The sequence below is a fragment of the Limnohabitans sp. Rim8 genome (assembly GCF_945869175.1).
Taxonomy (GTDB): domain Bacteria; phylum Pseudomonadota; class Gammaproteobacteria; order Burkholderiales; family Burkholderiaceae_C; genus Limnohabitans_A.
Window position 1 is genome coordinate 29888 of record NZ_CAMBNZ010000005.1, and the last position, 19620, is coordinate 49507.

Genomic DNA, 19620 nt, shown 5'->3' on the forward strand with positions numbered 1-19620 from the left:
ATGAACTTTCCATGCTTACTTTGATTGTTCAGCTGCCCTTGGGCTCCCCCTCACCCAGCACGGTTTATACGTATGCCGAGGTGCAAACAGACGCGTCTGCGCCCGACTGCACCCTGAAATGGGCGGCGGCCGCTTTATTGCCCTCGGCCGATCGGGGAACCGATGTTATGGTTTTGGTGCCTGCACAGGCCCTGTCATGGCACCGGGTGAGCCTGCCTGCGGGCTTGCACAAGCACAGCAGCCGACGCCAAGCCGCCTTGCAAGGTTTGTTGGAAGACCGCCTGCTGGACGACCCCACCAGTTTGCACATGGCCCTGGCCCCCGATTGGCAACGCAGCGAACAACCCTGGGTGGCCGTGTGTGACCGCGAATGGCTGAGCGCTCACCTGCAGGTCTTGGAATCCGTGGGCCTGACGGTGCACCGCATCGTGCCTGAATTCGCCCCCACCTCCGCAACCCTTCAGTTGCATGCCCTGGGTGATGCTGAACAGGGCTGGCTGTGGTGCAGCCAAGTCGAGCGAGGCGTTTGGGGAATGCCCTTGAGCGATCTGCGCACCGATGGCCACGGCTTGTGGCGCACAGAAGAAGAACGCGCTGTGGCCAATGTGCAAGCCGAACCCGCAGTGGTGGCCTCGGTTTCACAACTTTTGGGCTTGCAAGCCCAGCTCATGGCACCTGGACAACACTGGTTAAGCGCTGCAGCCAATGGCTGGGATTTGGCGCAATTTGACTTCCAAGCCCTTGCGCAAAGCCGCCGCGTCAAACAAGTGCAGCGTGCGGCCAGCCATTTTTGGCGCCACAGCACTTGGCGGCCTGTGCGTTGGGGCCTCTACCTGCTGCTGGCCACCCAAGTTGTGGGCCTGAATGCATGGGCCTGGAAAACGCGGACTGATTGGCAAAACCAACAAGCAAGTTGGAACCAAATGCTGAAGGACTCTTTTCCACAAACCCGCGTGGTGGTGGACGCACCCGTGCAAATGGCCAAAGAAGTGGCCCGCTTGCAACAAGGCTCGGGCCAATTGGCACCGCAAGACCTCGAAGCCATGTTGGCCGCATGGGGGCAAGCCTTGCCCCCCAACATGGCTGCCCCAACGGCTTGGCGTTACCAAACCGGACAACTTCATGTGCAAGATTTCAAGGCCAGCGCCAGCGAGCAAAACACCATCACGCAAGCCCTGAACACCCTGGGTTACCAATGGCGCGCGGATGGCACTGCCTGGGTCATGCGACCCCAAGAAGGGAAGCAATGAGTTCGCCCTCAACAGAGCAAAAGGCCACAACGCTCACCGCCCTTCGCGCCGCATTGGACCGAGCTTGGCAGCAACGCTCGGTGCGTGAGCGCCAATTGATGCTTGCCGCTGCTTGGCTTGTGCTGGCGTCTGCGCTTTGGAGTCTGGCCTTGGCCCCCGCGTTGCGCACTTGGCATGAAGCGCCCACACGCCAAGCCTCATTGGACGTCACATCCAGTCAAATGCAGCAACTGCAAGCGCAAGCAAAATCCTTTAAAAAACCCTCCACCGTAACCCGGGCTGAAGCGCTTCGCTGGCTGGAAGAAAACATCCCGACACAGCTGGGCAAAGAAACCCGATGGCAGTTGCAAGGTGAGCGCTTGAGCGTGCAGTTGTCTGGGACATCGCCTGAACGGCTGGCCTCTTGGTTGACACAAGCGCGTGAGCGTGCACAAGCCTTGCCTGTGCAAGCCCAGCTCAACCAAGCGAATGCTGAAAACACCCAACCCAACGCGTCCAGCAAAAAGCCTAGCCCCTCCAGCGAACCTGAGACCGTCAGCAACGGTATCCGATGGAACGGCACCTTGCTGTTGAGCCTGCCATGAGCGCGCCACGCCACACCATGCCCGCCCTCCCCTTTCGCCCTGCACGACAACAGCAGCCAGCGCCTTGGGCTTGGGCCGGACTGGGCACTTTGGCAGGCTTGCTGGTGGCTTTGCTGTTGTGGGCGCCGGCTCAATGGCTGGCTTGGGGTGTGGCACAGGCCAGCCAACACCGCCTGGTGCTGCAATCGGTCAGAGGCACCCTGTGGAATGGCTCGGCACAACTGCTGCTCAGTGGCGGCGAGGGCAGTCGCGACGCACAGGCGCTGCCCGGGCGGGTTCAGTGGAAAATTCAACTTGGCTGGCTATCGGCTGCGCTCAGCTTCAACGCCGATTGCTGCATGAGCGCACCCACACAGTGGGTGGTTCGCGCAGATGGCACCTCCCTGCGCTTGAGTACCAACAACCACCGCTCACAATGGCCCGCCGTTTTACTGAGCGGATTGGGTGCCCCCTGGAACAGCCTGCAAGCGACTGGTCAACTGACTCTCCAAGCCGATGGGCTTGGCCTCCAATGGGCCGCTGGCCGCTGGCTGCTGCAAGGCCAAATGGAGCTCCAAGCGCAGCAAATGGCTTCACGGCTGAGCACCCTCAAACCCATGGGCAGTTACCGCATCGTTCTGCGTGGCACCCCCGAGGGCAGCCCCACACCCGAGTTGCAACTCAGCACCATGCAAGGGCCGTTACATCTGACGGGCCAAGGCCAATGGGTGGGGGCCCGTTTGCGATTCACCGGCGAAGCCAGCGCCGAAGAGGGCAGCGAAAGCGCCTTGACCAATTTGCTCAACATCATCGGCCGCCGCCAAGGCGGCAAAAGCCTGCTTTCATTGGGATAAGCCATGCACTCGCCTCACTTTCTGACCACCTCTCGTCTTTCAACCTTGGCATTCGCCTTGGCATTGGCCTTGACTTGCTGGGGGCCCATGGCCATGGCGCAAACTGTCAAGCCAAAAACCACCCGGGCCAAGGAGCCGGTCACACTCAATTTCGTCAATGCCGAGATCGAGGCTGTGGCGCGCACTTTGGCGACCTTGTCGGGCCACAACGTTGTGGTTGACCCGCGCGTCAAAGGCACCATGAACTTGTCCAGCACCGTGGCGGTGCCCCCCGCGCAAGCACTGCGCTTGTTTGCCTCACAACTGAGAACCCAAGGTTTTGCTCTGGTCGAATCAGGCGGTTTGTACACCGTGTTGCCAGAAGCCGAAGCCAAACTGCAAAGCAGTTCAGTCTCTGCAGGTGCTGTACCGGCCAGCAGTGGTCAAATCGTGACCCAAATTTTCAAGCTCAACCACGAAAATGCCAACAACCTGGTACCCGTGCTGCGCCCCCTCATCAGTCCCAACAACACCATCAACGTGAACCCCGGCACCAACGCGCTGGTCATCACCGATTACGGCGACAACCTGCAAAGGCTGGGCCGCATCATTGCCGCGCTGGATGTGGCCAACGCCACAGGGGTGGAAATCATTCGTCTGAAACACGGCATCGCGGCTGACCTGGCCCCCATGTTGCAACGCCTGATCGATTCCGGTGCCGCTGCCGGAGCGCCCGCAGCCCAAGGCCAAACAGACAACAGTTTCAAAACCACTGTGCTGGCAGAAGCGCGCACCAACTCGCTGATCGTGCGTGCGGCCAACCCGGCCCGTTTGGCCCTCACGCGTGCTTTGGCCGATCAACTGGACCAGCCCAATGCGACGGGCGCAGGCGCCGCCAGTGGCAATATCCATGTGGTCTATTTGAAAAACGCAGACGCCACCAAACTGGCGGTGACTTTGCGCGCTGCCATCACCGGCCAAGGCGGCGCTACCGGCACGGCGTCCAGTGCATCGCCCACGCCACCACCCTCGGCCACACCAACGGCGACTGCCGGCAGCAGCACAAGCCCGAACGCGTCGGCACCTTCCACTGGCGGTCAAGTGCAAGCCGATCCGGCCACCAATTCGCTCATCATCACCGCGCCCGAGCCCCAATACCGACAACTGCGCAGTGTGATCGACATGTTGGACCAACGCCGCGCGCAGGTTTTTGTCGAAAGCCTGATCGCCGAAGTCAGCGCTGACAAAGCGGCCGAATTTGGCGTGCAATGGATGAGCGGCACAGGCACCGGCAGCAACACCGTGGGTGTGCTGGGGACCAACTTCTCGGTGGGAGGCACCAACCTGTTCACCTTGGCAGCAGGTGCTGCCGCGGGTCAAATCACTCCGTCGACCGGATTGAACCTGGCCATTGGGCAACAGCGCAACGGGGTTTTGGCCTTAGGCGCGCTGGCGCGGTTTCTACAGTCCAATGGCGATGCCAACGTGCTGTCGACGCCAAACTTGCTGACACTGGACAACGAAGAAGCCAAAATCGTGATCGGCCAAAACGTGCCTTTTGTGACGGGCCAATACACCGCCAACAACAGCAGCAGTGGGGCAGTCAACCCATTCCAGACCATCGAGCGCAAAGACGTGGGCTTGACCTTGCGGGTCAAACCGCAGATCAGCGAAAGCGGCACAGTCAAACTGCAAATATTTCAAGAAGTCAGCAGCATCGACAGCAAAAGCTCTTCGTCCGCTGGCTTGATCACCAACAAACGCTCCATCGAATCCAGCGTGTTGGTCGATGACGGCTCGATTGTGGTGCTGGGTGGACTGCTGCAAGACGACACCACCAACAGCCAAGAGAGAGTCCCTGGTTTGGGTGACCTGCCCATTTTCGGCAACCTGTTCAAGTCCGAAGCACGCAGCCGCAAAAAAACCAACCTGATGGTGTTTCTGCGCCCTGTGGTCGTGCGCGACGGTGCGGCCACCGAAGCCTTGTCCATGGGCCGTTATGAGCAAATGCGTTTGAACCAACAGGGCTTCCAGCCCACCGCCACAGGCGCCTTGCCCTTGAATGGCTCGGCCGTTTTGCCCGACATGGCCGAACCGGCCAAACGTCAGCCCTGAAACTGATCATGCGATACCCCCTGCCCTACGCTTTCGCCCGCGCCAGCCGCTTGTTGCTGGAGGACGATGGCAAGCGCCTGACCCTTTGCTGGTGCGACGAGAGTGACCAGTCGGCCCAATCCGAAGTCACACGCAAATTTGCTGGCCAAGGGTTACAGATGCAGCACAGCGCCTCAAATGAATTGGCACAACGCATCAACCAAGCCTATTCGGGGGGGCAGGCCAACAGCTCTTCAAGCGCTGCAGCCGTGGTCAACGAAGTCGAGTCCGAAGCCGACTTGTCACGCATGATGCAAGAGTTGCCCGCGGTAGAAGACCTGCTGGAAGCCAGCGACGACGCGCCCATCATCCGCATGCTCAACGCTTTGCTGACGCAAGCGGCGCGCGACGGCGCGAGCGACATCCACATCGAACCCTACGAACGCCACAGCAGCGTGCGTTTTCGGGTAGATGGCACCTTGCGCGAAGTGGTGCAACCCAACCGCGCCCTGCACGCCGCGCTGATTTCTCGCCTCAAAATCATGGCCGAGTTGGACATCGCCGAAAAACGCCTGCCCCAAGACGGGCGCATCAGCTTGCGCTTGGGCACGCGCGCGGTCGATGTGCGCGTGTCCACCCTGCCCAGCGCGCATGGCGAACGCGCCGTTTTGCGCCTTTTGGACAAAAGCGAAGCCCGATTGACCTTGGAGGCTGTGGGCATGCAGGGCAGTGTGTTGCAACAGGTGGACCAACTCATTGGCCAGCCGCACGGCATTTTGTTGGTCACCGGCCCCACCGGTTCCGGTAAAACCACCAGCCTTTACGCCGCATTGCAACGGCTGGACGCGGCACGCAACAACATCATGACGGTGGAAGACCCGATCGAATACGAACTGTCGGGCGTGGGTCAGACACAAGTCAACGCCAAGATCGATTTGAGCTTTGCCAAAGCCTTGCGCGCCATCCTGCGGCAAGACCCGGACGTGATCATGATCGGCGAGATCCGAGACTTCGAGACGGCGCAAATCGCCATCCAGGCTTCGCTCACGGGCCACCTGGTCTTGGCCACGCTGCACACCAACGACGCGGCCAGCGCCGTGACGCGCTTGACCGACATGGGCGTGGAGCCGTTTTTGCTGAGCTCATCCCTCTTGGGGGTGCTCGCGCAGCGCTTGGTCCGCAAACGTTGTACCGCTTGCCATGGAGCCGGTTGCGAGGCCTGCGGTCACACGGGCTATGCTGGGCGCACGGGCATTTTTGAACTGCTGGTGGCCAGTGATGAGATCCGCGCTCAGATCCACAACCGCGCCGCCGAATCCGATTTGCGAACCACCGCCTTGCAACAAGGCATGGTGCTGATGCGTGACGATGGACAACGCCTGGTAGACGCAGGCATCACCAGCACCGAAGAACTGCTGCGTGTGACGCGCGACTGAGCACCCCATGCCCGCCTACCGCTTTGAAGCCCTGCAAGCCGACGGTGCCACGCGCAAAGGCGTAGTGGAAGCCGACAGCTTGAAATCGGCCCGCACGCAACTGCGCGCCCAATCGCTGGTGCCTCTGGTGGTCGAGGTCATCTCAGCCGGCACGTCTGACCCCCATTCCAACTTGCCTTGGTGGCAACGCCCGGTGGGTGCAAGCCGCGCTTTCAGCACCAGCCAACGCGCCGTCTGGACCCGCCAATTGGCAGGTCTGGTCAGCAGCGGCTTGCCGATTGAACGCGCGCTCTCGGCCTTGTCTGATGAGTCCGAACACGACAAACAGCGCCAACTCATGGCCGCCATACGCGCCGAAGTCAATTCCGGCAGCAGCCTGGGCCGTGCCTTGGGTCTGCACCCCGGTGAGTTTCCGGCGATTGACCGGGCCGTGATCGCCGCTGGCGAAGAAAGCGGGCATTTGGGCGATGTGCTGAACCAACTGGCCAACGACCTGGAGGATCAACAGCTCTTGCGCTCTAAACTGTTGTCGGCTTCGCTTTACCCCGCCATCGTCAGCCTGGTGGCCCTGGCCATCGTGATTTTTTTGGTCACCTCGGTGGTGCCACAGGTGGCGGGTGTGTTTGCCGGCACCAAGCGCCAGCTGCCTTTACTCACGCTGGCCATGCTGGCCATCAGCGACTTTGTGCGCACATGGGGCTGGCTGGTGATTTTGGCCTTGGCTGGTGGCACTTTCAGTTTCCGCTTGGCCTTGAAACAAACCGCATTCCGTTTGAAATTTGACGCCGCGTGGTTGCGCCTGCCCTTGATCGGTCGGCTGGCCCGTGGCTACAACAGTGCCCGCTTTGCCTCCACCTTGGCCATGCTCACAGCTGCGGGGGTGCCCATCCTGAAAGCCCTACAGGCGGCGGCCGACACGCTGTCCAACCAAGCCTTGCGGGCCGATGCGCTGGAAGCTTTGGTGCGGGTGCGCGAAGGGGCGCCGCTGGGCACCGCCTTGGCACAAAATGCCCGTTTTCCCGGCCTGCTGTCCATGTTTGCCCGGCTGGGCGAACAGACCGGCCAGCTGCCGGTGATGCTGCAACGGGCGGCCACGCAGTTGTCGTCTGAGGTGCAGCGCCGCGCCATGGCCTTGGCCACCGTGCTCGAACCCTTGTTGATCGTGGGCATGGGGGGTATGGTCATGTTGATCGTGCTGGCGGTGCTGATGCCGATCATGGAACTCAACCAATGGGTGAAGTAAGCCCGAGGAGCACGCATGCCCGCTTCCCTTGAAGGCCAACTCGTCGTCGCGATTTCATCGCGCGCCCTCTTCGACTTTGAAGAAGAAAACCTGGTGTTCGAGCAAGGCGACGACCGGGCTTACATGAAGTTGCAGCTCGATCGGCTGGAGGCGCCTGCCAAACCGGGCGTGGCTTTCTCTCTCGTGCGCAAGCTGCTGGCTTTCAACGACGCCGATGCGCAGCGGGTGGAAGTGGTCATCTTGTCGCGCAACGACCCGGTATCGGGCATGCGGGTGTTCCGCTCGGCGCAGCATTACGGCCTGCCCATCCAGCGCGGCAGTTTCACCCGAGGTCAGCCACCGTGGCGTTACCTCAAACCACTGAACGCCAACCTCTTTTTGTCCACCCACTTGTCGGATGTGCGTGCGGCTCTGGGTGCGGGTGTGCCCGCCGCGCAGGTGTACCCGCATTCGGCGCTGGCCTCAGAGGCACACCCCCACGAAGTGCGCATCGCCTTTGACGGCGATGCGGTGCTGTTCTCTGACGAGGCCGAGCGGGTGTTCCAAGCCGAGGGCCTGTCCGCCTTTCAAGCGCATGAGCGCGACAAGGCGGGACAACCCTTGCTGGCCGGCCCGTTCAAGCCCTTGCTGGCGGCCCTGCAGCGGCTTCAGCAAGAAGGCACCCCTGCCATGCGGATCCGCACCGCGCTGGTCACAGCCCGCAGCGCCCCGGCCCATGAACGTGCCATCCGCACGCTGATGGACTGGAACATCGAAGTGGACGAAGCCATGTTTTTGGGCGGCTTGCCCAAAGGCGAATTTCTGCGTGAGTTCGAGCCTGATTTTTTCTTTGATGACCAAACCGGTCACATCGAATCGGCGGCCAAGCATGTCCCTTCGGGGCATGTAGCATCAGGTGTTTCGAACCCGGACTGAGCCTTCACTTTTTGTCCGCATACGGTGCCACCATTTTCGCGTCGATCCGGTAACTGGACACTCCCATGTGCGTATCGGTTTGGGTGGCACTCAAAGGGCCGGTGACCCACAAGGAGTCCATCATGCGAAAACGCTTGGTGGGTTTGTCCAGCACCACATGCACGATCTGGTTGGCGGGCGGCGGCGGCGAATGCACGCAAGCGCCCAAATAGGGCACGAGCAAAAACTCCTTGGTGCCTTCGGGCAAGTCCTCCAGCGGCACCATGTAACCAGGCAAGCGCACGCTCTGCCCCAGGATCAGCGGGTTGATGGGCGCGTTGTCCCACATCTTGCGCAATTTTTTAAGTGCCTCATCGGCCCTGGGGTCGTTGTCATTGAGCGCATTGAGGTTCAGGGCTTTGAGGTCTTTGTAAGGGTCCCAGCCCGCTGGAATCAACTGTTCCCAACCGATGGTGCGCGTCTGTCCGGGCATGCTGGTGCCGGGCGGTGGGGATTCGCCTGACAAGGCGGGCTGCACCTGAGGCACGGTTGCGCGCACCGTGTCACGCACACTTTGGGCCCAAGCTTGGCCCGCGAGCCCAAGGCCCAAAACAAACAGCCCCCACTTCATCATGGTGTTGCGTTTCATCCCTGATCCTTTTTGTTCATACCCGTGGCGACAAGCCATCGGCCAAGGACAAGCGGTAAGCCCGCCAGGCCGGCCCCAAACTGGCCAACAAACCGGCCAATAAAACACCGACAGCCAAAGCCCATTGTGTGGGCAAAGGCATGGCCAATTGCAAGCGGATACCCAGCGACTGCTGCAGCCAAGGCGTGGCCAAGGCCATCCCCGCATGGGCCAACAGCACACCCAAGAAAACGCCTGAACAGGTGACCCATAAGCCTTCGAGTGTGAGCAGGCTCAGGACATGGCGCGGCGCAGCCCCCACGGCGCGCAGCACCGCCAGTTCGCGGCGGCGCTCGTTCAGGCCCGCCAGCACCACCGCCATGAGCGAGACCACACTCACCAACGCCACCAAAGCCGAGACAGCAAGCAAGGCATTCTCACCCAAGCCCAGCACCGACCATAACTCACCCAGAGCCACGCCGGGCATGACGCCCATCAGGGCTTCTGCTTCGTAGAGATTCACAAAGCGCTGCACATTGAATACCGCCGCCCGGCTTTTCAGGCCCACCAGGGCAGCCGTGACTTCTTCGGGCTGCAAATTGAATTTGCGCGCCTGATCGGCCGGGATTTGCCCACCCGGCATGGGCGTGCCCGCGACCCAGCCCAGGTGCAAGGCCTCCAGCGCTTGCAGGCTCACATGCACTGTTCGGTCCACCGGGGTGCCCGTGGGCGCCAGAATACCGACCACCTTGAAGGGCTTGTCGGCGTGCTCGTCGGTCTGCTGACCTTCCTGGTCATGGCCATGATCGTCGTGCAGCCCATGGCCCAGGGTGATGCTCTGGCCCAGGCCGTAACCCATTTGATGTGCCACCTCGGCGCCAATCACCGCCTCGTACAAACCGTCAAGGGTGTCTGCAAACACCGCGCCGTGTTGCAAGACCAGCGGCTGTTTGTCGCCATAGGCAAAGTGCTGAAAATAGGCGGGCGTGGTGCCCATCACGGGAAACCCCCGGTGCGAGTCCCCCAGGCTCAAGGGCACAACCCAGGACACGGAGCGGTGCTGTGCCAGTTGGCGCACGCTGTCCATGGACATGCTTTGCGGAACGCTGCCGATGTGAAACACAGAAAACAACATCAACTGCACCGGGCTGCTGCGTGCCCCCACGATCAAGTCGACGCCGCTGACCGATTGCGAAAAACTGCTGCGAATGTCGTGGCGCAGGCGCTCCAGCGTCCACAACAATGCGGTGGCCAGCGCCAGCGACACCACCACCCACACCAAGGTGCTGCGTCGGTTCCAGGCGCTTTGCCGGGCGATGCTCAGCAGTCTGTTCATGAGCGCACCTCCACTTGCTGCATGTCGGGCAATGACCACCGCACATCAAAGTGCATCGCCTGTTGCTCGTCGTGGCTCACGCACACCAAGGTGCTGCCCGCGTCGCGTGCGGCCTGCAGCAGCAAGTCCATGAAGCTCTGGCGCAAGGCGGAGTCGAGCGCCGAAGTGGGCTCGTCGGCCAGGATCAGTTCGGGCTGCCCCATCAAGGCGCGGGCAGCGGCCACGCGCTGCTGCTGACCTACCGACAAGGCGTCGGCGCGGCGGCTCCACAGAGCTTCGGGCAAGCCCATGCGCTGCAACCAGCTTTGGGCCGCAGCCTCGGGGCCACCTGCGGCCTGGCATCGTTCGCGGCGCAATTTGGAAAAGCGGCAAGGCAGTGTCACATTGTCCAGCACGCTCAGGTAAGGCAGCAAATTGAACTGCTGAAACATCACGCCCACATGGTCGGCCCGAAAGGTGTCGCGATGGCCACCCTTCAAGGCCCCCCAGTCCTGCCCCAACAAGGCCACGCGGCCTTGGTTGGGCGACAAAACACCCGCCAACAAGCCCAGCAAAGTGCTCTTGCCACAACCACTGGGGCCATGCAAAAAAACAGTCTGGCCACGTTCCACATGCAAACGCCCCAGCACCAGTGTGTCAGGCCCCCCCAGAGTCCAGGCAAAGCGCAATGGCTCGATGTCGATCACTCAGTTCTCCCTGTTGAGCAGAGCAATATACCCCGTCAATCGGGCACAACGGTCTTTCTGCTGCTTTCCCTGCGGGCAATCCAGACGGTAGAGCCCAAGATGACCAAGGCCCCGGCCCAAGTCCATTCGCTGGGCACATCGCCAAACACCAGCCAACCCAAGACCGAGGCCCAGACCAGGTCGAGAAAGCGCAGCGACTGGGTGGCCGAGATCTCGGACAGCGCGAACGCCCGCGTCAGGCTGTAGTGGGCCAAGGTGCCCAGCACCCCGGTGGCTGCAAAACCCAGCCATTGAACAGGCGTGGGCATTTGCCAGTGTGGCAAGGCCATTGGCAAGCTGAGCACGGTCACGGTGATGGCTTGCCACAGCACGATGACGCCGGGTTTCTCGTACCGGGTCAGGGCTTTGGTGATGAGAAAAGAAGCCGCAAAAACCGGCGACGAAGCCAGCATCACCAGGTTGTACCAACCGCCATCCCCGGACATCTTGGGCAAGACCACCACCAACACGCCGGCAAACCCAATGATGGCGGCGATCCAGCGGTCTTTGCGCATGGGTTCACCCAAAAACCAGGCCGCGCCAATCATGATGAAAATCGGCCCGGTAAAACCAATGGCCGTCATGTCGGCCAAGGAAATCTTGGGCAGGGCTGTGAACCACAAAATAAGGCCCAAGGTGTGCACCCCGCCGCGCCAAAACTGCCCTGCCATGTTCACCGGCATGTAGGCGCGCCAGCCATCACGAAACACCCAGGGCAAGATCACCAACAGGCCGAACAAGTACCGCAAGAACTGCGACTGGTAAACGTCCAATTGCAAAGTCAATTCACGGGCGACGGTGTTGAGCAGGGAAAAAAGCAAGCCACCCAAAACCATCCAGACCATGCCTTGTACCGCCAGGGGCCAAGACGAAAAAGCACGGCTACTACGGTGCTGCGCCAAGCGCCACAGGCGAGGGATGGAGAAAAAGGCTTTGCGCGGTTTCATGCGCAGCCTGAGGGCTTGAGGTCAATCACCCAACCATCTTAGGCCCAGTCAGCGACCCACGGGGTCGCTTGGGTTACGTCATTCAGCGCTCAGCGCTGTTTTGCAAAGCGGCAATGCGCTCTTCGATCGGTGGGTGGGTGCTGAACAACTGACCAATGCCACCGGCAATGCCCATGGCCGCCATGGTCTTGGGCAATTCGGCCGTGTGCACACCACCCAAACGGGCCAAAGCGTTGATCATCGGCTGCTTGCGACCCATCAATTGGGCAGCGCTGGCATCGGCTCGAAACTCGCGCTGACGGCTGAACCAGGCCACAATGATCGCGGCCACAAAGCCCAGCAGGATGTCCATCACGATGGTAGTGATGTAGTAGCCCATGCCAGGGCCTGTGTTTTCTTCGTCGTTTTTGCGCAAAAAGCTGTCCACGGCATAACCCACAATGCGCGAGATGAAGACCACAAAGGTGTTCATCACGCCCTGGATCAGGGTCATGGTGACCATGTCACCGTTGGCAATGTGCGCCACTTCATGGGCGAGCACGGCCTCAATTTCTTCGTGGGTCATGTTTTGCAGCAAACCTGTGGACACGGCCACCAAGGCCGAATCGCGGAATGCGCCAGTTGCAAAGGCGTTCGGATCGCCTTCAAAAATACCAACTTCGGGCATGCCGATGCCCGATTTGTCAGCCAGTTTGCGCACGGTGTCCACGATCCATGCTTCGTCTGCATTGGCCGGTTGGGCGATGACTTGAACGCCCGATGACCACTTGGCCAAGGGTTTGCTGATGAGCAAAGAAATGATGGCACCGCCAAAACCCATGATCAGCGCAAAGCCCAGCAAAGCGCCCAGGTTCAGGCCGTTGGCCGTCAAAAAGCGGTTGACGCCCAGCAAATTGGCAACGATCCCCAACACCAGCACCACGGCCAGGTTGGTCATGACAAAAAGAAAAATGCGTTTCATGTTGAGTTTCACTTTCACCCGAAAGACGCGGGCACGTTGGAACGGATATTAGGGGGTCCGAATCCAAAATCAAGCCGGGGGTTCGATTTCCGAATTGGCGTACGGTTTTTCAGGGGCGGCAGTCCAGCGGCGCGGGCGAAACACGCTCGCATCGCGATAAAAGGCGGGGTCCTCGTTGGCAGGCCACCAGCCGGGCACACCCAACAAAGGCAAGGGGCTGAAGGGTTTGCTGGCCAGTTTGTCCGGCGACAGGTCTTGCGCCAGCCAGGCATCAAGATCGGCCGCACCCACCTCTTGCGGCACCCGCCACAGGTGCACGGTGATCGATTTGTAAGGCTGCACGGCTTTCTCAAGCGCGGCATGGCCAAAGGCCCACAGGCGGGTGTGCGCCCATTGGGCACGCCCATCGACCAAAGCCTCGGTCCACCGGTGTTCGGTCAATGCGGTCCACAACGCGTCCGAAGGCTGAATAAGCCAAGCGTTTTCGTCGAACACGGTGGCTGCGTCTCGCACCGGACCGCGCTCTTGGCCCACGCCGGCACGGGCGATCTCGCTGGCCTGCAATTGGTTCAAACGCTTTTTGGCCAGCGGGAAGTGCATCCAGCACAAAGCATTGAAGAAGTCGTGCAAACCCTCGCGGGTGGGCACCTGGCCGTGGGCAAAGATGAAGTCTTCGTAGGCCTGACCCTCGGGCAAGTCGGCTTGCGGCACGAAGCGCACGGGCAGGTGGTCACGCGCTTGATTCAAGGCTTGAGCTTGAGGGCAACCGGCAGCGACTTGCTGGGCGATGGGTTTGCCCAAGGCCCGCCAGTCGGCCAGCCAAGGGGCTTGCCAATCGATGTCGGGCACGCTCAGGGCAGATGACGGGACGCACCTGCGCCCCGTCCGGTTCGGATTCACGCTGTGGCTCAGGGGTTCACCATCCGCCAGGGCAGGCTTTCACCCGAGCGCAGCGGCTTGAGCTCGGCCTCCCCAAAAGCAAAGCTTTCGGCCGGTGTCCAGCTTTCGCGGCGCAGCGTGACGGTGCCGCTGTTGCGCGGCAGGCCATAAAAGTCAGCGCCGAAGAAACTGGCAAAACCCTCGAGTTGGCCCAAGGCACCGGCTTGGTCAAAGGCCTCGGCGTACAGCTCAATGGCCGCGTGCGCGGTGTAGCAACCCGCGCAACCGCTGGCGTGTTCTTTGAGGTGGGCTGGATGCGGGGCACTGTCGGTCCCCAAAAAGAACCGGGCGTTGCCGCCGGTGGCCGCTTGCACCAGGGCCAGCCGGTGCGTCTCGCGCTTGAGCACGGGAAGGCAATAGTAATGCGGACGCATGCCCCCCAAAAACAGGGCATTGCGGTTGTACAGCAGGTGGTGGGCGGTGATGGTCGCGCCCAGGTTCGCGTCGCCTGCGGCCACGTACTGCGCGGCTTCTTTCGTGGTGATGTGCTCCATCACGATTTTGAGGCCCGGAAAGTCGCGGCGCAGGGGGATCAATTGCTGCTCAATGAACACGGCTTCGCGGTCAAACAGATCGATGTCGGAGGAGGTGACCTCGCCGTGCACCAGCAGCAGCACACCTTCGCGTTGCATGGCTTCGAGCACGGGGTAGATCTTGCGCAAATCGGTCACACCCGCGTCGCTGTTGGTGGTGGCACCCGCCGGGTACAGCTTGCAGGCCACCACGCCAGCGGCTTTGGCGCGGGCGATTTCGGCCGGGGCCAAGTTGTCGGTCAGGTACAGCGTCATCAAAGGCTCAAAGCTCAAGCCATGGGGCACAGCGGCCAGGATGCGCGCCTTGTAGGCCAAGGCCTGTTCGGCAGTGGTCACCGGCGGCTTGAGGTTGGGCATGATGACCGCGCGGCCAAACTGCGCGGCGGTGTGGGGCACCACCACGCTCAGGGCGGCGCCGTCGCGCACGTGCAGATGCCAGTCGTCAGGGCGGGTGAAGGTGATTTCTTGAGTCATGGAGAGTATTGTCGCAAACCTCGAAACCTCGCCTCAATGCCCCAAAATTTTGGACAGAAAGTCTTGTGCCCGGTCGGTCTGAGGTGAGTCAAAGAACTGCTGCGGAGGCGCTTGTTCAACCACTTGGCCTTGATCCATGAAAATGACGCGGTCAGCCACGGCCTTGGCAAAGCCCATTTCATGCGTCACGCACAGCATGGTCATGCCCTGGCCGGTCAGCTCGATCATCACGTCCAGCACTTCCTTGATCATCTCGGGGTCCAGCGCCGAAGTGGGCTCATCGAACAGCATGATCTTGGGTGTGAGACACAGCGCACGCGCAATGGCCACGCGTTGCTGCTGCCCGCCGGACAATTGCAAGGGGTACTTATGGGCATGCTCCGAAATGCGCACACGCTCGAGCTGCACCATGGCTTTGTCCACCGCTTCCTTGCGCGGCATCTTGGCCACCCAAGTGGGCGACAAAATCAGGTTTTCCAAGACCGTCAGGTGCGGGAACAGGTTGAACTGCTGGAACACCATGCCCACCTCGCGGCGCACTTTGTCAATACCTTTGAGATCATCACCCAGCAAGGTGCCATCCACGGTCAGCGTGCCTTCTTGGTATTCCTCGAGGGCGTTGATGCAACGGATCAGGGTGGACTTACCCGAGCCCGAAGGACCGCAAATGACGACTTTTTCGCCTTTGGCAAATTGCAGGTTCACATCGCGCAGCACATGGTAGCCATTGCTGGCATACCACTTGTTCACGCCTTTGAATTCAATCAGGGGGGTAGCGTTGGAGGTCATAGAAGGTCTTTCGTTCAACGGACTTTGCTCACAGCTGTGCGGTCTTCAATCCACAAGCTGTAGCGCGACATGGCAAAGCAGAACGCGAAATAAATGAAGGTGATGAAGAGGTAGGCTTCGATCTTGAAGGGACGCCAGTCGGCATCGGAGTTGAGCGCCAGACCCAAGGCACCCGTCAACTCGTACAGCGACACAATGGTCACCAAAGAAGTGTCTTTGAACAAGCCGATGAAGGTGTTCATGATGGAAGGCACCACGGTGGCCAGCGCCTGCGGCAGCACAATCATGCGTTGGGTCTGCCAGTAGCTCAGCCCCAGGGTGGCCGCCGCTTCGGTCTGCCCTTTGGGCAAAGCCTGCAAGCCGCCGCGGATGACTTCGGCCATGTAAGCCCCTGAAAACAGGGTGATGCCCACCACCACACGCACAAGCACGTCGATCTTCACGCCTTCGGGCATGAACAGCGGCAGCATGAAGGAAGCCATGAACAGCACAGTGATCAGCGGCACGCCCCGCACCAACTCCACGTAAAGCGTGCACAAGGTCTTGATGGCCGGCATGTTGGAGCGCCGACCCAGCGCCACGAAGATGGCCAGAGGAAAGGCCAGCGTCATGGAAATCACCGTGAGCATCACCGTCAGCGGCAAGCCGCCCCACTGGTCGGTGTCGACCGGGGTCAGACCCCCAAAGCCACCCTTCATGAGCACGAAGTAAACGGACAGCATGACCAACCAGACCAGCGGCAAAGCCTTGTTCCAAAAACGCGGCATGCAACTGATAACCACCACGCCCAACATCAGGGCTGTGGCGATCACCGGCCGCCAGTGCTCTGCTTCGGGGTAGCGGCCCATGACGATCAAGCGGCCTTTTTCGGAGATCACACCCCAGCAAGCCCCCACACCGCGCATGTCGTTACAGGCTTGCAAATGACTGCCGAAAACAGCCTGAAACAAGGCCCAGTCAAGCGAAGACACCAGGGCCAGAAAGCCCAGAGCCAGCAAGACCAGCGACAAAACAGCGTTACCTACACTGGAGAACAGATTGGCACGCAACCAAGCCAGAGGACCTGAGCTGCGACCAGGCATAGGCCTGGCATCCAAGGATTTGAAAACATTGCTCATGTCAGCGCTCCTGAATGGCGGCACTGGCATTGAACCAGTTCATGAGGGCCGAAGTGATGAGGGACAGCGTCAAATACACCAACATCACGATGGACAAGGCCTCGATGGCCCGGCCTGTCTGGTTCAGTGTGGTGTTGGCAATCGACACCAGTTCGGGATAGCCGATGGCCACCGCCAAAGAAGAATTTTTCGTCAGGTTCAGGTATTGGCTGGTGAGCGGAGGAATGATCACCCGCAGCGCCTGGGGCAAGACCACCAAACGCATGGATTGGCTTTTGCTCAAGCCCAAAGAAGCCGAGGCTTCATGCTGACCCAAGGACACGGAGGCGATGCCAGACCGGACCACCTCGGCAATAAAGGACGCGGTGTAGAAAACCAAGCCGCACAGCAAGGCCATGAACTCGGGGCTGAACACGCCTCCGTCTTCAATCTGGAAGTCGCCCACTTTGGGAACATTCCACTCGGAAGGCGCACCCCCAGCCAACCAGCCCAAGACCATCAAGGCCAAGCTGACTGCCAAAGACACTCCCCAAACCGGACGGGTTTGACCTGTTTGGTCGAAATAAGCTTTGGCCTTGCGGCGGTAATAGATGGCAAACACCCCCCCCAAAGCAGCACCCAAAAGGGCCAGCGTTTGTCCGAGTTGCCATTCGGGCCAAGGGAATGAAACTCCGTTTTTACTGAGGTAAAAATTGCCCAACTTCCAGGCCTTGTCGAAATCGGGCAATGCTTCGGTGAACACCAAATACCAAATCAACAACTGCAGGTAAACCGGGACATTGCGAAAGAACTCAACGTAGACATAGCAAACCTTGCGCACCAAGTAGTTGGCGGAAAACCGCCCCACACCCAACAGCACGCCCAACACAGTTGCCAACACTATGCCGATCACAGCCACCTTGAGCGTGTTGAGCATGCCAATGAAAAAGGCCACCAGATAAGTGCTGTTGGACGCGTACTCGATCATCGTTTCACTGATGTCAAAGCCAAACGGTTGGAACAAAAAGTCGTAACCGCTTTGGATGCCACGCAATCGCATGTTCGTCAGCGTGTTGCGCACCAGCAAGCCCACCAAGGCCAGAGCGGACAAAATCGCGACGATCTGGTAAAGGACCGATCGCCCTTCGCGGCTGCGCCAAGAAATGGATCGGTTTTTCTTGCCAGGCAAAGGCCTGGCCTCGATCATGGAAAAATGGGACATGGACAGGGCCTGAAGAAAACCACGGTTACAAAAGATACGCCCCGAGAAGGGGCGTATCCAAAGTCTTTAAGTCAGACTGAAATCAACGAAGGGGGGCTGCGTACATCAAGCCACCTTTGCTCCACTGATTGTTCAGGCCGCGTGGCAAGTTGATGGCCGTCTTGGGGCCCACGTTGCGCTCAAACATCTCGCCATAGTTGCCCGTGGTCTTGATGGCGCGGGCCAACCATTCTTTGTCCAGACCCAGGTGTTTGCCCAAATCTTCTGTGGCGCCCAACAAACGGCCCACTTGGGGGTTGTCGCTGGTTTTCATCTGGTCCACATTGGCTTGGGTGATGCCATACTCTTCGGCTTCGACCAAGCCACTCAAGACCCATTTGTTGATGGCAAACCACTCGTCATCGCCGCGGCGAACCATAGGGCCCAAAGGCTCTTTGGAGATCAAGTCAGGCAAAACAACGTGTGCCGCTGGATCTTTGGCTTCTTTGGCGCGAACCGAAGCGAGACCCGATGCGTCGGTGGTGTAAGCCTGGCAACGGCCAGAGAAGTAAGCGCCAGTGGCCGCTTCCACTTTCTCAAACACCACGGGCTTGAGGTTCAGCTTGTTGGCACGGGAGAAATCGGTCAGGTTTTTCTCGGTGGTGGTGCCAGACTGCACGCAAATCGTTGCACCCTTGAGTTGCTTGGCGCTGGTGATTTTGCCTTTTGGCACCATGAAGCCTTGGCCGTCATAGTAATTGGCACCGATGAAATGCAAACCCAAAGAGCCATCGCGGTTCAAGGTGTTGGTGGTATTGCGAGCCAACACATCCACTTCACCGGACTGCAAAGCGGTGAAGCGCTGTTGCGCTGTCAAAGGCACGTATTTGACTTTGGTGGCGTCGCTCAGCACGGCTGCGGCCAGCGCACGGCAATGGTCGACATCCAGACCTGACCAGTTGCCGCTGGAGTCAGCCGCAGAAAAGCCTGCCAAGCCCGTGTTGACGCCGCAAACGATTTGTCCGCGTTGCTTGATCTGGTCCAGTGTTTTGCCCGCCATGGCCGAAGTGCCGGCCATCAAGCCGGCGGTTGCCAATACGGCAGCGATCACGGTATGCGCATGATTTTTCATGGTTTGTTCCTCTTTCCAATGTTGAGCGGCAAAACGCCACTTGATGATTAAAAGCCAAATCTGAGACCGAACTGCCTAGGAGCTTCCCTAGGTGGGGTCCGCACTCAAAAAACCGAAAGGCCGCACCATCTTGATGCAAGGACCCAACCCGCAGTCCTTCAAAGCACAAAACGCGCCCGAATCGCGGCTTGGAAGGATTGTGCGGTAAAAAGCGGCCGCCCCCCGTAGCCCCTTGAAATGAATAGGGTCTCTCTGCACAGCGTCCCAACTGTTTCAAGAGGCCGCATCTTGATCACGCAGCAAGACCCGCATGTTTTGCAGCGCCTGCAGAAATCCCAAAGCCTGGGCATACAAGATCTGCCCTGCCGGTGTCAATTGGGTGGGGTAAGAACTGCGGTCCACCAAATCGGTCCCCGCCCATGCCTCCAGCGACTGGATGCGCCGCGAAAAAGCCGGCTGCGTGACATGCCGTAACTGAGCCGAGCGGCTGAAACTGCGGGTTTCAGCCAAACTCACAAAATCTTCAAGCCACTTGGTTTCCATCG

General features: G+C 60.1%; 18 protein-coding genes and 1 pseudogene. 7 read left to right on the forward strand and 12 right to left on the reverse strand.

Annotated elements, in window-relative coordinates; translation table 11 throughout:
• Positions 1-11 precede the first annotated feature (11 nt).
• The 7 genes from gspL (at position 12) to Q0O19_RS01600 (ending at position 8334) form a co-directional block, all read left to right on the forward strand.
• Positions 12-1250 (forward strand): type II secretion system protein GspL, encoded by a 1239-nt coding sequence (gspL, locus tag Q0O19_RS01570; RefSeq protein WP_295519441.1) that lies wholly within the window; start codon positions 12-14, stop codon positions 1248-1250.
• Positions 1247-1834, forward strand: a complete 588-nt coding sequence (gspM, locus tag Q0O19_RS01575; protein ID WP_295519444.1) for a type II secretion system protein GspM — start codon at positions 1247-1249, stop codon at positions 1832-1834. The genes gspL and gspM overlap by 4 nt, the downstream gene beginning before the upstream one ends.
• Positions 1831-2667 (forward strand): type II secretion system protein N, encoded by an 837-nt coding sequence (gspN, locus tag Q0O19_RS01580; protein WP_295519447.1) that lies wholly within the window; start codon positions 1831-1833, stop codon positions 2665-2667. The genes gspM and gspN overlap by 4 nt, the downstream gene beginning before the upstream one ends.
• Positions 2668-2754: 87 nt before the next feature.
• On the forward strand, positions 2755-4761 hold the full coding sequence (gene gspD, locus Q0O19_RS01585) for a type II secretion system secretin GspD (RefSeq protein ID WP_295519542.1): 2007 nt from the start codon (positions 2755-2757) through the stop codon (positions 4759-4761).
• An 8-nt stretch (positions 4762-4769) separates the two neighbouring features.
• The gene (locus tag Q0O19_RS01590; protein ID WP_295519450.1) at positions 4770-6176 is read left to right on the forward strand and encodes an ATPase, T2SS/T4P/T4SS family; all 1407 of its coding nucleotides are present in this window, start codon (positions 4770-4772) and stop codon (positions 6174-6176) included.
• Between the two features lie 7 nt (positions 6177-6183).
• The gene (gspF, locus tag Q0O19_RS01595; protein WP_295519453.1) at positions 6184-7419 is read left to right on the forward strand and encodes a type II secretion system inner membrane protein GspF; all 1236 of its coding nucleotides are present in this window, start codon (positions 6184-6186) and stop codon (positions 7417-7419) included.
• A 15-nt stretch (positions 7420-7434) separates the two neighbouring features.
• Positions 7435-8334 carry a 5'-nucleotidase gene (locus Q0O19_RS01600; protein ID WP_295519456.1) on the forward strand — a complete coding sequence of 300 codons (900 nt, stop codon included), beginning with the start codon at positions 7435-7437 and terminating at the stop codon, positions 8332-8334.
• Between the two features lie 4 nt (positions 8335-8338).
• Here Q0O19_RS01600 and Q0O19_RS01605 read toward each other — a convergent pair whose 3' ends face one another.
• From Q0O19_RS01605 to Q0O19_RS01660, 12 genes and pseudogenes are all read right to left on the reverse strand, one after another.
• Entirely contained in the window at positions 8339-8962 is a 624-nt protein-coding gene (locus Q0O19_RS01605; protein WP_295519459.1) for a DUF3299 domain-containing protein, read from the reverse strand.
• Between the two features lie 16 nt (positions 8963-8978).
• Complete coding sequence (locus tag Q0O19_RS01610) at positions 8979-10277, reverse strand: ABC transporter permease (protein WP_295519461.1); 1299 nt, start codon at positions 10275-10277, stop codon at positions 8979-8981.
• Entirely contained in the window at positions 10274-10963 is a 690-nt protein-coding gene (locus Q0O19_RS01615; RefSeq protein WP_295519464.1) for an ABC transporter ATP-binding protein, read from the reverse strand. The genes Q0O19_RS01610 and Q0O19_RS01615 overlap by 4 nt, the downstream gene beginning before the upstream one ends.
• A gap of 35 nt (positions 10964-10998) precedes the next feature.
• A complete protein-coding gene (locus Q0O19_RS01620) occupies positions 10999-11949 on the reverse strand; it encodes a DMT family transporter (protein ID WP_295519467.1) in 951 nt (316 codons plus the stop codon).
• An 82-nt stretch (positions 11950-12031) separates the two neighbouring features.
• The gene (gene htpX, locus Q0O19_RS01625) at positions 12032-12910 is read right to left on the reverse strand and encodes a protease HtpX (protein ID WP_295519469.1); all 879 of its coding nucleotides are present in this window, start codon (positions 12908-12910) and stop codon (positions 12032-12034) included.
• 69 nt (positions 12911-12979) lie between these two features.
• Positions 12980-13759: a DUF3025 domain-containing protein gene (locus Q0O19_RS01630; protein WP_295519472.1), complete on the reverse strand. Its 780-nt coding sequence runs from the start codon at positions 13757-13759 to the stop codon at positions 12980-12982.
• Positions 13760-13818: 59 nt separating this feature from the next.
• Positions 13819-14856, reverse strand: coding sequence for a dihydroorotase (gene pyrC / locus Q0O19_RS01635; protein ID WP_295519474.1), 1038 nt, complete (start codon positions 14854-14856; stop codon positions 13819-13821).
• 33 nt (positions 14857-14889) lie between these two features.
• Positions 14890-15645 carry an amino acid ABC transporter ATP-binding protein gene (locus tag Q0O19_RS01640; RefSeq protein WP_295519477.1) on the reverse strand — a complete coding sequence of 252 codons (756 nt, stop codon included), beginning with the start codon at positions 15643-15645 and terminating at the stop codon, positions 14890-14892.
• Between the two features lie 14 nt (positions 15646-15659).
• A complete protein-coding gene (locus Q0O19_RS01645; protein ID WP_295519480.1) occupies positions 15660-16763 on the reverse strand; it encodes an amino acid ABC transporter permease in 1104 nt (367 codons plus the stop codon).
• Position 16764: 1 nt separating this feature from the next.
• Positions 16765-17964, reverse strand: coding sequence for an ABC transporter permease subunit (locus Q0O19_RS01650; RefSeq protein ID WP_295519481.1), 1200 nt, complete (start codon positions 17962-17964; stop codon positions 16765-16767).
• Between the two features lie 82 nt (positions 17965-18046).
• On the reverse strand, positions 18047-19075 hold the full coding sequence (locus Q0O19_RS01655; protein WP_295519485.1) for an amino acid ABC transporter substrate-binding protein: 1029 nt from the start codon (positions 19073-19075) through the stop codon (positions 18047-18049).
• Between the two features lie 294 nt (positions 19076-19369).
• Positions 19370-19618: pseudogene (locus Q0O19_RS01660) on the reverse strand (LysR family transcriptional regulator); the annotation flags it as partial.
• Positions 19619-19620 lie beyond the last annotated feature (2 nt).

Excerpts from the sequence above, each read along its gene's own strand:
- gspL (WP_295519441.1), top strand. The coding sequence starts at position 12 with ATGCTTACTTTGATTGTTCAGCTGCCCTTGGGCTCCCCCTCACCCAGC.
- gspM (WP_295519444.1), top strand. The coding sequence starts at position 1,247 with ATGAGTTCGCCCTCAACAGAGCAAAAGGCCACAACGCTCACCGCCCTT.
- gspN (WP_295519447.1), top strand. The coding sequence starts at position 1,831 with ATGAGCGCGCCACGCCACACCATGCCCGCCCTCCCCTTTCGCCCTGCA.
- gspD (WP_295519542.1), top strand. The coding sequence starts at position 2,755 with ATGGCCATGGCGCAAACTGTCAAGCCAAAAACCACCCGGGCCAAGGAG.
- Q0O19_RS01590 (WP_295519450.1), top strand. The coding sequence starts at position 4,770 with ATGCGATACCCCCTGCCCTACGCTTTCGCCCGCGCCAGCCGCTTGTTG.
- gspF (WP_295519453.1), top strand. The coding sequence starts at position 6,184 with ATGCCCGCCTACCGCTTTGAAGCCCTGCAAGCCGACGGTGCCACGCGC.
- Q0O19_RS01600 (WP_295519456.1), top strand. The coding sequence starts at position 7,435 with ATGCCCGCTTCCCTTGAAGGCCAACTCGTCGTCGCGATTTCATCGCGC.
- Q0O19_RS01605 (WP_295519459.1), bottom strand. The coding sequence starts at position 8,962 with ATGAAACGCAACACCATGATGAAGTGGGGGCTGTTTGTTTTGGGCCTT.
- Q0O19_RS01610 (WP_295519461.1), bottom strand. The coding sequence starts at position 10,277 with ATGAACAGACTGCTGAGCATCGCCCGGCAAAGCGCCTGGAACCGACGC.
- Q0O19_RS01620 (WP_295519467.1), bottom strand. The coding sequence starts at position 11,949 with ATGAAACCGCGCAAAGCCTTTTTCTCCATCCCTCGCCTGTGGCGCTTG.
- htpX (WP_295519469.1), bottom strand. The coding sequence starts at position 12,910 with ATGAAACGCATTTTTCTTTTTGTCATGACCAACCTGGCCGTGGTGCTG.
- pyrC (WP_295519474.1), bottom strand. The coding sequence starts at position 14,856 with ATGACTCAAGAAATCACCTTCACCCGCCCTGACGACTGGCATCTGCAC.
- Q0O19_RS01640 (WP_295519477.1), bottom strand. The coding sequence starts at position 15,645 with ATGACCTCCAACGCTACCCCCCTGATTGAATTCAAAGGCGTGAACAAG.
- Q0O19_RS01645 (WP_295519480.1), bottom strand. The coding sequence starts at position 16,763 with ATGAGCAATGTTTTCAAATCCTTGGATGCCAGGCCTATGCCTGGTCGC.
- Q0O19_RS01650 (WP_295519481.1), bottom strand. The coding sequence starts at position 17,964 with ATGTCCCATTTTTCCATGATCGAGGCCAGGCCTTTGCCTGGCAAGAAA.
- Q0O19_RS01655 (WP_295519485.1), bottom strand. The coding sequence starts at position 19,075 with ATGAAAAATCATGCGCATACCGTGATCGCTGCCGTATTGGCAACCGCC.